This is a genomic window from Caulobacter sp. 1776, from assembly GCF_040545685.1.
Lineage (GTDB): Bacteria > Pseudomonadota > Alphaproteobacteria > Caulobacterales > Caulobacteraceae > Caulobacter.
Map to the genome: position 1 here is coordinate 26,938 of NZ_JBEPMI010000003.1, position 13,429 is coordinate 40,366.

9 protein-coding genes are annotated in these 13,429 nt (G+C 67.6%); 3 read left to right on the forward strand and 6 right to left on the reverse strand.

Features of this window, described 5'->3' with window-relative positions; genetic code table 11:
• Nucleotides 1-111: 111 nt before the first annotated feature.
• Both ABIC66_RS08695 and ABIC66_RS08700 read right to left on the reverse strand, forming a co-directional pair.
• Nucleotides 112-828: a hypothetical protein gene (locus tag ABIC66_RS08695; protein ID WP_354069447.1), complete on the reverse strand. Its 717-nt coding sequence runs from the start codon at nt 826-828 to the stop codon at nt 112-114.
• Between the two features lie 342 nt (nt 829-1,170).
• Entirely contained in the window at nt 1,171-2,040 is an 870-nt protein-coding gene (locus ABIC66_RS08700) for an SDR family oxidoreductase (protein WP_354069449.1), read from the reverse strand.
• Between the two features lie 103 nt (nt 2,041-2,143).
• Between ABIC66_RS08700 and ABIC66_RS08705 the strand changes: the two genes are divergently transcribed.
• Nucleotides 2,144-3,037, forward strand: a complete 894-nt coding sequence (locus tag ABIC66_RS08705; protein ID WP_354069451.1) for a LysR family transcriptional regulator — start codon at nt 2,144-2,146, stop codon at nt 3,035-3,037.
• 167 nt (nt 3,038-3,204) lie between these two features.
• On the opposite strand, the gene ABIC66_RS08710 is transcribed toward ABIC66_RS08705, so the two are convergent.
• The gene (locus tag ABIC66_RS08710) at nt 3,205-3,987 is read right to left on the reverse strand and encodes an IclR family transcriptional regulator (protein WP_354069453.1); all 783 of its coding nucleotides are present in this window, start codon (nt 3,985-3,987) and stop codon (nt 3,205-3,207) included.
• Between the two features lie 234 nt (nt 3,988-4,221).
• Nucleotides 4,222-6,150 (reverse strand): alpha-L-fucosidase, encoded by a 1,929-nt coding sequence (locus tag ABIC66_RS08715; protein ID WP_354069455.1) that lies wholly within the window; start codon nt 6,148-6,150, stop codon nt 4,222-4,224.
• A 248-nt stretch (nt 6,151-6,398) separates the two neighbouring features.
• Here ABIC66_RS08715 and ABIC66_RS08720 point away from each other — a divergent pair, with 248 nt between their 5' ends.
• Nucleotides 6,399-9,167, forward strand: coding sequence for a TonB-dependent receptor (locus ABIC66_RS08720; protein WP_354069457.1), 2,769 nt, complete (start codon nt 6,399-6,401; stop codon nt 9,165-9,167).
• Between the two features lie 269 nt (nt 9,168-9,436).
• Nucleotides 9,437-10,750: an L-fuconate dehydratase gene (locus ABIC66_RS08725; RefSeq protein ID WP_354069459.1), complete on the forward strand. Its 1,314-nt coding sequence runs from the start codon at nt 9,437-9,439 to the stop codon at nt 10,748-10,750.
• On the opposite strand, the gene ABIC66_RS08730 is transcribed toward ABIC66_RS08725, so the two are convergent.
• Both ABIC66_RS08730 and ABIC66_RS08735 read right to left on the reverse strand, forming a co-directional pair.
• Complete coding sequence (locus ABIC66_RS08730; protein ID WP_354069461.1) at nt 10,741-11,856, reverse strand: hypothetical protein; 1,116 nt, start codon at nt 11,854-11,856, stop codon at nt 10,741-10,743. The two genes, ABIC66_RS08725 and ABIC66_RS08730, sit on opposite strands and share 10 nt — an antisense overlap.
• A 212-nt stretch (nt 11,857-12,068) precedes the next feature.
• A complete protein-coding gene (locus tag ABIC66_RS08735) occupies nt 12,069-13,310 on the reverse strand; it encodes a TetR/AcrR family transcriptional regulator (protein ID WP_354069463.1) in 1,242 nt (413 codons plus the stop codon).
• Nucleotides 13,311-13,429 lie beyond the last annotated feature (119 nt).

A 13,429-nucleotide genomic window follows, 5' to 3' on the forward strand; every position in this document is an offset into this window, starting at 1 on the left:
GAATCCCTCTCTCATAGAGAGAGGGAGGGACCCGCCGCGAAGCGGTGGGAGGGTGAGAGGTTACGAGGCTGGCGGGGAGGGCCCCGTTCGTCCAACCTAGGCGCAGGCACATCAGCCCACGTCGGACATGCGGACCGCCAAGGCCTCAAAGTCTGCATCGAAGCCGCTTAAACCCAACATGCTCGCTTCTGCCCGGCAGCCGTAGAACAGTGCGCTGCACATGAAGCCTCGCATCTGTACGCGCCGCATTCGCCGGAGTTGGTCAGCGTGCTCGGGGACAACGTCCACGAACAGCGAAACTCCAGTCACGTGGACGGAAGTGCCCGAGAGGTACGTGTACCAATCATAAAGATCGGGGACGGCGGCGTCCTTTGCCATGACTTTGAAACGCAACTGGTCATGTGGTGAGCCGTCCGCGCGCCTTGCGCCGAACAGCGACGTTAGGCCGTCATTTGCATCTCGCTCGTCGTCCGGATCGTCGCCAAACCAGATCGGGAACTGCCTTTTTAGTGTCTTCGAAGCATCGCTCCGAAGGTCAACGATGAAGGCGTCGCGACGGCGCTCAAGGTTCAGAAGGCAAATTGCCGTTTCGAGCGCCGCTCGAGTGACGATCTCGGAATCTAGGAAGAGTCGCGCGTTCACCAGTGTAGCGAACGCGTCGCGATGCCCCCTGAGCCGGCGGAACATTTGGATGGACACCATCTTGGGATCAAGCGTGTAACCTTCCTGCCCCACGCACTGTGACCAAATCCGCGCGGCGAGCGTGTCGAAATCGTCCAGGATGACATTCCAAGCCGCTAGCTTTGAGACTTCCTCAGCTTCGTCCATATGCACCGTGCCAAAACCTTAGGTCACAAGACCGATACCGTGATCCGCGTGGTTTGGACCATTCTCGCGCCGTGAAGTTCGTTTGGTGAGTCTTTGACCGCCTCCAACCCCGCTCTCCCCGGCGAAAGCCGGGGCCCAGATCGAGCCCACGAGCGCTCGACAGGCTGACGGGCGTCTTTCGGATCGCCCTAAGCCGCTCAGGATGAATCTGGGTCCCGGCTTTCGTCGGGGAGAGCGGATAGTAGGGCGCCTCGTTCTGACATGGTGTAACCTCTCACCCTCCCACCGCTTCGCGGCGGGCCCCTCCCTCTCTCAAAGAGAGAGGGATCGCAAACGCTTGGATCAGGCCGTCGCCGCGACCGCGGCGGCGAAGTCGCGATAGGCGTGCAGCGGCCGGCCCAGCATCCGGGTCAGGCGCTCGGTGTCGCCGGCTTCGGGGATCATGCCGTCGCCGACGAAGCGCTCGGCCATCAGGCGCATTTCGTAGGCCATCCATTTCGGCATGAAGGTCGCCAGGTTCTGTTCGAACCCGGTCGGATCGTCGCCGCCATAGGCGACCGGGCGACCCAGCACGTCGGACCAGATCGCGGCGACGTCCGACCCGGTGAGGGTCTGCGGGCCGACGACATTGATGATGTCGACCTGCGGCTTGGCCGGCGCCTGATCGCGGCGGAGCAGCTCGATCGCCGCGATCTCGGCGATGTCGCGGGCGTCGACCATGGCCAGGCCCTTGCCGCCGATCGGCATCGGATAGACGCCGTGGGTCGTGATGACGTCCTTGATCGTCAGGTCGTTGTCGATGAAGTAGGTCGGACGCAGGATCGTGGCCGAAAAGCCCATCTGCTGGATCATCCGCTCGGCGCCGTACTTCACCGCGAAGTGGGGCACGTTGACGAAGCGATCGGCGTGGATCACCGACAGATAGACGACCCGCTCGACGCCGGACTCGCGGGCGACGTTCAGGGCGATCAGCGCCTGGGTGAATTCGTCGGCGGCCACGGCGTTCAGCAGGAACAGCGTCTTGACGCCGGCGAAGGCGGCGCGCAGCGCGTCGATGTCGAGCAGATCGCCTTGGGCGACCTCCACCTTGGCCGGGAAGTCGGCCTTGGCCGGGTCGCGAACCAGGACGCGCACGTCGGCGCCGCGCTCGACGAGTTGCTGGACGACGTGGCGGCCGACCCGGCCCGTGGCGCCGGTGACGAGGATGGTCATGGGAAAATCTCCGTTTGTCTTAAGTGGACAGCCAGAGATTTATCGATCCACATGGTAGCCGATAGACGGTCGATCTGGACAGTCCGTCTCAGTGGTGGAACAGATGGACCTGCTCGCGCTCGCGGACTTCAACCTGGTCGCCCGGCATGGCGGCGTCGGCCGCGCCGCCCGTACGACCGGGCGCCCCAAGGCCACCCTGTCCCGCCGCGTGGCGGAGCTGGAGGCCAGCCTGGGCCTGCGCCTGTTCGAGCGCGGTGGACGCGTGCTGAAGCTCACCCAGGAGGGACGCGCGCTGCACGAGCGGACGGCCGCGCTGCTCACCGAGCTGGACGAGACCGCGGCGGCGATCGCGTCCGGCGGCGGCGTCCCGCGCGGCCTGCTGCGGATCAGCGCCCCCTTGCTGTTCTCGCAGACCGCCATGGGCCGGCTGGCCGCCGAGTTCGCCGTGAAGTTCCCCGACATCCGGCTGGAGGTGACGACGGAAGACCGGCCCGTCGACATGGTCGAGGAGGGCTACGACCTGGTGATCCGCGTCAATCCGGATCCGGACGAGACCCTGGTCGGGCGCGCCTTCCTGCGGGATCGCCTGGTGGTCGTGGCGGATCCCAAGCTGGCGAGGCCTAGGAACGGATCGGCGGCGCCCGCGGTCGTGCGCGGCGCGGCGGCGGGACCCCAGGTCTGGGCGATGACGGACGCCAAGGGGCGGTCCACCGTCGTGGCCGATCCGATCCTCAGCCTGTCATCGCTGATCATGGTCCGCGACGCGGTCCGGGCCGGCGTCGGCGTCGCGCGGCTCCCGGTGTCGCTAGTCGGTCCCGACCTGGCCGCCGGCCACTTGGCGCACTGGGGGGACGTCGAGGGGCCGGAGATCGCCCTCTGGGCGCTCTATCCCTCGCGCCGCCTGCTCAGCGCGCGGGTCTCGGCGTTTCTCGATCACCTGAAGTCCGCCTTTCCCACAGGCGAGCCGGAAGAATTGGCCGCCTTTCTCGCGGCGTGAGCCGGGCCTTAAACCCGATCGACATTCGCTCCCCAGCACCGCTCATCCCCGCGAAAGCGGGGACCCAAGCTGACTCTCAGGGTATGGCGCGGCTCAGAATCTATCCGCCGACTCGGCTTAGGTCCCCGCTTTCGCGGGGATGAGCGGATTTAAAAATGCGATCCGCCCTAGACCCGCACGTCCGACGAGGCCAGCTCCGCCGAAATCCGAGCGGCGGCGTCACGGACCAGCTGCAGGGCGTGGCCCTGCTCGACCTTCAGCGGGATCTTGCGGACGAATGGCATGGTCAGGGCGGCGGCGGCGATCTCGCCGCGCAGCACCGGGGCGGCCAGGTCGACGATGCCCGGCACGATGTCGCTGGAGTGCTCGTCATAGCCGTTGGCCTGGGCGCGGTCGGCGCGGGCGCGGAAGGCGGCCAGGCGGTCGGCCGAAGGGCGGGGCTCGAAGGCCTCCTCCCAGCGCAGGCGGGTCGCCGGGGTCTGGAAGGCGTAGAGCACGGTGCCCGAGCCGGTCAGCATCAACGGCTGGCGATAGCCGATGCGGACCGAGAAGCCGATCAGGCTGGCCGACTCCATCCGGGCGGCCACGACGATGTCGCCGTCGGCGCGCAGGGCCAGGTGGCAGCTCTGTTCGGCGTCCTCGGCCAGCTCGCGCATGACCGGCAGGGCGACCTCCAGGATCGACTTGACCGGGGCCTGCTGCATGCCCAGGGCGAACAGGCGCGCGGTCGGCAAGTAGCCGTTGCCGACCTGCTCGATGAAGCCGCGATATTCCAGCACCTGGATCATCCGGAACAGCTCGCCGGTCGAGCGGTCCAGCGCCTGGGTGATCATGCCGATCGACATCGGCTCGGTCGCCTTCGAGATCAGCTCCAGGATGTCCAGGCCCTTTTCGAGCGCCGGCGCGCGGTAGCGCTGCTCCTCGACGTCCGCCTTGCTCGATGCGCCCACCGCCGACCCCTCTCGTTTCATAGGCGAAAGGATAGCCGACAGCCGTGGGCGGACGGAAGGGCTCTTGATCATCGCTCTAGGATCCGTGCTCAACAGGAAGCCGATTATTCCGTGTCATACCGGCCGTAGCGCGTGAGCGCGAAGAGCCGGGACCCAGGGGCGGCCGCACTGCGCTTGGCCCCTGGGTCCCGGACAGCCTCTGCGAGGCTTCCGGGATGACACGGATTTTGGACCTCAGGGGCGGGCGGCCTCCAATCTTAGGTCGAAGACGTGGACCGGCTTGGCGGCGTCCTCCAGGGTCAGGGACAGGTCGGAAAGCTCGCCGGCCGCCAGCGGCAGCAGGCCCAGATCGACCTCGCGCAGGTCCTTCTCGCCGCTGGTGGGGACCAGAGGAACGGTCAGGGTCGTCGCGCCATAGCGCATCGTGGCGCGGCCCGGCGTCGCCAAAGTCGTGTCGGGCGTGCTGTAGCGCAGGCGGACGTGGACCGGCGCGGCCTGGGTCGCGCGCACGGACCACACCAGGCGATTGCCCGGCTGTTCCAGCCCGTCGACATAGAACCGCGCGGTCTTGCCGTCGCCGTAAGTGAAGCCGGTCCCCTCGGCCTTGGCGTCGAAGGCCAGCAGCTGGTTGGTCCCGAAGCGCGTCTCGATCAGCCGGCCGGCCTGGCCGCGCACCGGGCCGTCGGTCTCGACGACGACGACGCTGTCGGCGGCGTCGGGCGCGGTGGCGGGCAGGGTCAGGTCGTAGTCGCCGCCGCCCACGCGCTTGATCGCCACCGGCGCCTTGGTCGCCAGCACATAGGCGCGCTTGGGCGGGCTGAGCAGGCCGCCGACCCGCAGCGCGCGGTCCCCCTTTCCGTCTTTTTGGGGCCAGTCGAACACATGCAGATAGAGGTGGTCGCCCTTGACCGTGCTGTCGCCCCAGGCCTGGCGGTCCAGCGGCGTGCGGGTCGTGCCCCGGATGCTCTCGCCGTTGACGGCCATCCAGCGGCCGATCCCGGCCAGGATCGCCGCGTCCGGCGCGTCGATCACGCCGTCGCCGCGCGGCCCGACGTTCAGCAGGATGTTGCCGCCCTTGGCCGAGGCCTTGGCGATCAGCTGAATGAAGTGGGTCACGCTCTTATGGCTGTGGTCCAGGGCGTTGTAGCCGTAGGACTCGTTGGTGGTCGGGATCGCCTCCCAGTCGCCGGCGGTAGGGCGCAGCTCGGCTGGGCGGTCGGCGGTGTCCAGATAGTCGCCCAGATTGAGGTCCTTGGACCGCGCGGCGCGGCCGTTGATCACCACGTTCGGGTCGGCCTTGCGCACCGCCTCGACGATCCGGGCCTGCTGGAAGAACGGCAGCTTGCTGGGGGTGTCGAACCAGAGGATGTCGGGGTGATAGCGGCCGATCAGCTCATTCAGCTGCGGGATCACCTTGCGGTCGATATAGCGGTCGGTGTTGGTCAGGAATTGCGGATAGGTGTTCCACCAGTCGACGCCGCCGTGCAGCTTCTTGTCGCCGGCGGGATTGTCGTAGTCCCAGTCGTTGCCCGGCGCGTCCGGATCTTCCCAGTCGAAGGCGTGGGAATAATAGAAGCCGACCTTCATCCCCTCGGCGTGGGCGGCCTGAACCAGTTCGGCCAGCGGGTCGCGATTGAAGCCCGAGACCTGGGCGATGTTGTAGTCGCTGGCCTTGGACGGCCAGATGGCGAAGCCGTCATGGTGCTTGGCGGTCAGGATGACATAGCCGGCGCCGGCGTCCTTCATCATCCGCACCCAGGCGCGGGCGTCGTAGGCGTCGGGCCGGAACTTGGCGGCGACCTCGTCCTTGTAGGTCTGCCGCGGAATGCGCGCGACGCGCATGATGTGCTCGGAATAGCCGGGATTGGGCTGGCCCTGCCATTGGCCGCCGAGCACGGAATAGGCGCCCCAGTGGACGAAAATCCCGAACCGCGCTTGCCGGAACCAGGCCAGGCGCTGGTCGCGGGCCTTGCCGGCCTCGGCCCACCAGCCGTTCAGCGCCCGGTCGGCGGCCGCGGCGTCGCGCGCCGCCGGCGCGCCGAGGGCCATGGGCTCGTTGGCCTCGGCGCTGCGGCGCTGCTGGGCGGCGGGCCCGTCGGCCTGCGCCAAGGCCAGGGTCGGGGCGGCCAGCAGGCCGAGGGCCAGGATCTTAAGGCGCTTCATCGGACGATTCCTGAAAGGGGTAGGGCGGCGGTCGAACCCGGCGCCACGCCAGGCAAGCTGAGCGTCATCCCGTCATATGCGCAACTGGAATTTTATAAGTGGAGACAAATTTCACCCATTCGGGCCGAATAGGTAGCGGTACCATCAAATTTCCTCGGGTTTCGCCCAGCTCATCAGTTGACATTATTTCAAATACGAAAGAAGAAATCAGATACAAAAACGACTGCATAAAAGGGGAGGAACGATCGATGTCGCACAAGAAGGGCCTGCTGGCCGCCGGAGCGTCGCTGCTGGCTCTGGCCTTGATTCCGGGCTTCGGCCACGCGCAGACGGCCGCCCCTGGCGCCGCCGCGCCGGCCCAGGACGCGGCCACGGTGGACGAGGTGATCGTCACCGGCTTCCGCCAGAGCCTGGCGCAGGCGGCGACGATCAAGCGCACCGCCTCGGTGATCAGCGACGTCATCTCGGCCGAGGACATCGGCAAATTCCCCGACCAGAACCTGGCCGACTCCCTGCAGCGCATCACCGGCGTGCAGATCACCCGCACCAACGGCGAGGGCTCCAAGATCAGCGTCCGTGGTCTCAGCCCGGACTTCACCCAGACGCTGTATAACGGGCGCGTGCTGACCACGCCGAGCGGCGGTCGCAGCTTCGAATTCTCGACCCTGGCGTCCGACTTCGTCAGCGCCGTCGAGGTCTACAAGACCCCGACCGCCGACCAGCTGAGCGGCGGCCTGGCCGCGACGGTCAACATCAACACCGCCAAGCCGCTGGACCTGGGCCGCGACCGCATCGCGATGAGCGCCGAGGGGTTGTACGAGGTGAAGGCCAAGAAGGTGCGGCCGCAGGTGGCCGTGCTGGTCAATCACCTGTTCAACGACAAGTTCGCGATCAACGCCGGCGTCAACTATCAGCGCCGCGACTTCCGGTCCGACACCTTCCGCGGCTTCGGCTTCGAGAACGGCGTCGAGGCCACGCGCACGCCCAAGCTGGACTACAATCGCGACGGCGACTTCAACGACACCCTTCGCTTCAACCACGAGGCCGGCACCCGGATCATCCTGGGCCGGACCAAGCGCGTGACCGCGATCGGTGGCTTCCAGTTCGAGCCGACCGACCACATCGAGATCTACGGCGACGCGCTCTACTCGAAGTACGAGACCAAGCTGACCCAGCCGATCAACACGCTGCGGTTCACCAGCATCATCTGCCCGACGGCCCAGCAGGGCGTGGCGCCCGGCGGCTGCATCCGCGACAGCGCGCTCGACGCCGAGGGACACGTCATCTATCTCGACGCCGACGGCGTGGACTATCGCAACACCAACACCGTCTCCAACACCTACAACACGCTGAAATCGGGGGCGACGGGCTTCAAGCTCGAGTTCGGCCGCCTGAAGGTGGACGGCGAGGGCTCGTATTCGAAGGCCAGGCAACTGTTCGACAGCTGGGTGCCCACCGTGCTGGGCCGCGCCAGCGCCTCGTACGATTTCCGCCAGGATCCTTCGACCCTGCCGCAGATCAGCTTCAACCGCGGCTACAACCCGCTGGACCCGACCAACTTCCGGGGCATCGGCCTGTCGGGCGACTACCACCGCCCGATCAACGACCGCAACTGGGACACCAAGCTGGATCTGACCTTCGACGCCGGCCAGGGCTTCCTGCGCAGCATCAAAGGCGGCGCGCGCTATTCGGACCGCAAGCAGGCGTTCGGCACCAACCAGATCAAGGTCACCGCCGCCCAGCTGGCTGGCCTGCTGGGCCTGCCGGTCGTCAGCTCGGTCGACGGCCCGTCGTTCGACGCCTCCAGCCTGATGCGGCGCTACACGTTCGACCACTTCCTCAACAGCTATGACGGTCCGGTCAAATATCCGAACACCTTCTTGTCGGCCGACGCCGACCTGCTGTTCGCCAAGGCCCCGCTCAGCGAGATCTTGAAGGTCGCGCCGCCGGTCCGCGCCCTGGCCAACGAATACGCGGTCGGTGAAAAGGAAGCCTCGGCCTATCTGCGCGCCGACTTCTCGACCGCCGACGACGACCTGACCGGCAATGTCGGCCTGCGCTACGTCCACACCGACCAGGAGTCGTCGGGCTACGCGCCGGACCTGACTCAGATCCGCTTCTCGCTGGGCTCGTCGACCACGACCCTGCCCAGCGTCACGCCGGTGTCGATCAAGCGCAAGTATCATGACCTGCTGCCCAGCCTGAACGTCCGCTATCGGCTGCGCGAAGACCTCGTCCTGCGCGCCGCCGCCGCCAAGGTGATGTCGCGCCCGACCCTGTCGACCCTGTCGCCCTCGACGACGGTCAACGCCAACACCAGCTTCATCACCATCAACAACCCGATGGTCGACCCCTATCGCGCCAAGCAGCTGGACGTGTCGGTCGAGTACTATTTCGGCCACGGCGGCCTGCTGAGCGCGGCGGTGTTCTACAAGGACGTCCAGAACTTCGTCGTCTCGACCAGCCGCACCGAGAACATCAACGTCATCCTGACCGAGACCGGGGCGACCGTGCCGCGCAGCTTCACCATCTCGCAGCCGGACAACGGCGCGGGCGGCAAGCTGAAGGGCGCCGAGGTCGGGGTGCAGGCGCCGCTGACCTTCCTGCCGGGTCCGTTCGACGACTTCGGGGTGATCGCCAACTTCACCTATATCAGCGCCGACGACGTCGCCACGGTGCAGGGCGGACCGGCCCTGGCCCTGCCGGGCGTCTCGAAATACAGCTACAACTTGGTCGGCTACTACGAGAACGGCCGCCTCAGCGCGCGCCTGGCCTACAACTTCCGCAGCAAGTTCGTGAACGCCACCGCCTCGACCTTCGGCGACGGCAGCTACGCCCACTCGTACGGGCAGCTGGACTTCTCGGCCGGTTACGACCTGACCAAGAGCATCAGCCTGACGCTGGACGGCCAGAACCTGACCGACAGCGCCCGCATCGACCAGAACGTCTACGGCTACGCCCGCGGCTACGAGAACGTCGGCCGGCGGTTCACGGCCGGCGTGCGCGCCAAGTTCTAGCCTCCTCCTCCTCCAAGGGAAGATTGGACTTGGCCTATGCGCCGCGAGACCGGAGGTCCTCCCCTCCGGTCTCGCCCAGGCGCTCAGGTTCGTGCATAAGTGAAATTGAACTTCAAATATGCTTGCCCCAGAGGGGGTGTGCATGCCAGTTAGCGCTACCTTTTTGGCCCGCGCGTGGCGCCCCCAGGGCCAGGGCCGCCGCGCGAGACACGAGACTTGGAGAGTAAGATCTTGACCTGCGTCGCCATCCAGAAGCGAGATCCGCGCTGATGACCCGGATCACTGGCTTGCGGACGATCGACGTGCGGTTCCCGACCAGCCGTTCGCTGGACGGGTCGGATGCGATGAACCCCGATCCCGACTATTCGGCCGCCTATGTGGTTCTGGACACCGACACCGGGCTGCAGGGCTATGGCCTGACCTTCACCATCGGGCGCGGCAATGAGCTGTGCGTGGCGGCCATCGAGGCGATGCGCCACCTGGTGGTTGGCATGGACCTGGACTGGATCAAGGCCGACCCCGCCCGCTTCTGGCGTCACCTGACCGGCGACAGCCAGCTGCGCTGGGTGGGCCCCGACAAGGGCGTCATGCACCTGGCGACCGGCGCGGTGGTCAACGCCGTCTGGGACCTGTGGGCGCGCGCCGAGGGCAAGCCGGTCTGGGCGCTGGTGGCCGACATGTCGCCGGCCGAACTGGTCCGGGCCATCGACTTCCGCTACCTGACCGACTGCATCACGCCCGACGAGGCCCTGGCCCTGCTCGAGGCCCGCGCCGAGGGCAAGGCCCAGCGCCGCGAGACGCTGCTGGCCGAGGGCTATCCCTGCTACACCACCTCGGCCGGCTGGCTGGGCTATGACGACGCCAAGCTGCGCCGCCTGGCCCAGGAGGCCGTCGACGCCGGCTTCCGCCACATCAAGCTGAAGGTCGGCGCCGACCTGGAAGACGACATCCGCCGCGTCCGCGTGGCGCGCGAGGTGCTGGGTCCCGACCGCACCCTGATGATCGACGCCAACCAGGTGTGGGACGTCGATCAGGCCATTGACTGGGTCAACGCCTTGGCCTTCGCCAAGCCCTGGTTCATCGAGGAGCCGACCAGCCCCGACGACGTCTACGGTCACGCCCGGATCAAGGCCGGCATCGGCGAGGTCAAGGTCGCCACCGGCGAGATGTGCCAGAACCGCATCCTGTTCAAGCAGTTCATCATGAACCAGGCGATCGACGTCGTGCAGATCGACGCCTGCCGCCTGGGCGGGGTCAACGAAGTGCTGGCCGTGCTGCTGATGGCCGCCAAGTACGAACTGCCGGTCTGTCCGCACGCCGGTGGCGTGGGCCTCTGCGAATACGTCCAGCACCTGTCGATGATCGACTATCTGTGCTTCGCCGGCACGACCGAGGGCCGGGTCATCGAATATGTCGATCACCTGCACGAGCACTTCGTCGAGCCCTGCGTGATCCGGAGCGCGGCCTATATGCCGCCGCTGGCGCCGGGCTTCTCGATCGAGATGAAGACGGCCTCGCTGATTCAGTACGAGCACGCGCCGAAGGGCGACGACGCGGTCGGAAAAGCCCGGGCCTACAGGTAGTCCAGCAGGCTGGGCGGTCCGGCCACCGAGCCGTCGGCGTTGAACATCTGGGCCAGCTTGTCACGCGAAGCCTGCAGTTCGACCATCTTGTCGTAGACCGCCGGGGTCCAGCCGGCGGCCTCGCGTTCCTCGGTGGTCATGCCGGCGTAGCGCGTGATCATCGCCTTGCCGAAGCCGCCCTCGTCATCGCCGGTCGACTGGTAGCTGGCCTTGATGGCGGCGCTGTCGCGGCCGCGGATCTCGGCCTTGGCCTGGGCCATCTCGTGGGTCGAGAACTGCTCGTCCCTGTTCAGCACGATGGCCGCCAGCGAGCGGTCGTCGAAGCGGCGGAAGTCGATCTCGCCGCTGTCGCCGTCCTTGGCCGCCTCGGGCGCGAAGGCCAGGGAATACTGCTTGTCCAGCGCCACGCGGACGTCGCCGGCCACCTTGCCGAAGTCGCGGGTCTTGGCCCCGGCCACGGCGCTGCCGGTCTCGGTCATGTAGGCCGCGACGCTGTCGTTGGCGATGCCGGCCGGCGCCAGGCCGGGCCGGGCGATGGCCTGCTTGCGGCCTTCGACCAGGGCCTCGTGCTCCTGGCTCCAGGCGGCCGAGGCCTTCTCCTCGGGGCCGGCGGCCTCGGACTGGTCGAGGGCGGCCTGATAGAGGCTGGCATAGTCGCCGGTCAGCCGCGCCTGGGCGGCGGGGCCTGCCAGGGCCGCGTCGTGCTGGGCCTTCAGGCCCAGGGCCGCGACGACCTGCTGGTCCATGGGAAACTGGCCGCCCTTGTTGCTGGCGACGGCGTGGAGCGTGCGGCGGTCGAGGCCGGAGAGGTCGATGGTCGCATTGCCGTCCTTCAGCGCGGTGGACGTCTTGGCCGCCTTCAGCAGGGCGCCGATCTGGGCGCGGGCCTCGGCGACGACCGTCTCGATCGTGCGGGAGTCGGTCTGAGCCTTCAGCGCGGCCTGGGCGGCGGGCGACAGGGTGACGTTGACCGCCGGCGTGTTGATCGTCGGGCTCTGGTCGCGCGGCTGACCATAGCCGGTCGCCTGGTTGGCGCGCTGGGTCGCCGTCTGCCCGGCGGTCAGGCCGGGGGCGTAGGTCGACGAATACGGATTGATCGTCGTCATGACGCGGGAACTCAAGCGAATCAGACGCTTGACGATAACAGCCCTTCCCGGGGCAGGGCCACCCTATGGTTAATAGGTCGCAACACCTTCAAAGCTGTCATCCCGGCCAAGCGCGAAGCGCGCCGAGCCGGGACCGCCGGAAGCTCCGTGTTTCCGGCGGTCCCGGGTCTCCGCTGCGCTCCGCCCGGGATGACACGGGTAGAGGGATGGAGTTAAGCCAGCACCCCCGTCAGCAGCGGCCGGGCGAACAGGTCCGCCGCCTCGTCGCGCTCCAGGCCGGGCGCCCACGCGCCCAGCGAGGCCGCCGCGTTCAACATCGAATTGATCATGTGCGCCCCGATGCTGGGGTCGACCGGGCGGATCGAGCCGTCGGCGATACCGTCCGAAATCATCGAGGCGAAGCGCTGCCAGCCGCGCGCATAGCCGTCGGCCATGTCGTGTCGCAAGGTCTCGGGCAGGGCGCCCATCGACGAGGCCCGCAGCAGCGGCCCATGCTCGGACAGCTGGTAGCTGGTCAGGCCGGCGGTGGTCGAGGCCAGCTGGGTCCAGCTGTCGGCGGCCCTCCCTCCTGTTCCTAGGCCCCGGGCGTCCAGCTGCGAGCGGCGGGTGACGGTGAAGGTGCGCTCGAAGCACTCGGCGACCAGGGCGTCCTTGTCCTCGTGGTGGTGGTAGAACGAGCCCTTGGTCACGTTCAGCGCCGCCGAGATGTCCTCGACCGAGGCGCCGCGATAGCCGCGCTGGTTGATCAGGCGGGTGGCGGCGACCAGGAAGGTCTCGCGCCATTCCAGGCCTTCGGGCGACAGCGGGGTCGGATCGGGCAGGGGCAGGGGCGCCCAGGTCCGGCCGCCGGCGGGCAGGCCATTCAGCAGGATGTCGCCCAGGCGATCGCGCACCCGGCCATAGTCCTCGACGTCGTAGCGGCGCAGCCAAGTGCCCGACCAGAACACCTGCTCCATCAAGAGATGGGTGCGGGCGTTGCGCTGGCGCTTGTCCAGGTGGGCCAGGGACGGGTCGTCGAAGAAGCTCCGCACCCGGCGGAACAGGTCGTTGAACGCGCCCACGACGGATCCTCGCAGGGGCTCCTTCAGCGCCTTGATCTCGGTGAAGCTGGTCAGGGGCGTCGCCTCGCCCAGACGGACGCGGCGGTTGAGATCCAGATAGAGGTCCAGGAACTTCAGGATCCGCGCCGCGGGCGTCGGCGCCGCCGCGGCTTCCTCGACCATGGCCTCGAAGCGCTCCAGGCCGCGCATGAAGCAGGCGGCGGCCAGGTCGTCCTTCTTGCGGTAGTAGTAGGTGACGCTGGTGGTGTTCAGGCCGACCTTGGCGGCGACGTCGGCCAGGGTCATGCCGCGCACGCCCTGGCGGTTCAGGATCGCCGTGGCCGCCGCCAGGATCGTCTCCTTCTTGCGGGCGTAGCGCGCCGTCGCCACCCCCGCGATCCGACCGTCATCCATCGAAGCAACCCCTGGCAAGCCCGTCGCTATTGGCGGTTGCGCCCGCGACCGGACTATCGGGTCCAATTTAGGCGCCCGGAGGGCCGGCTTAAAGGCCGCCCCTCTCCGTAACGGGACAA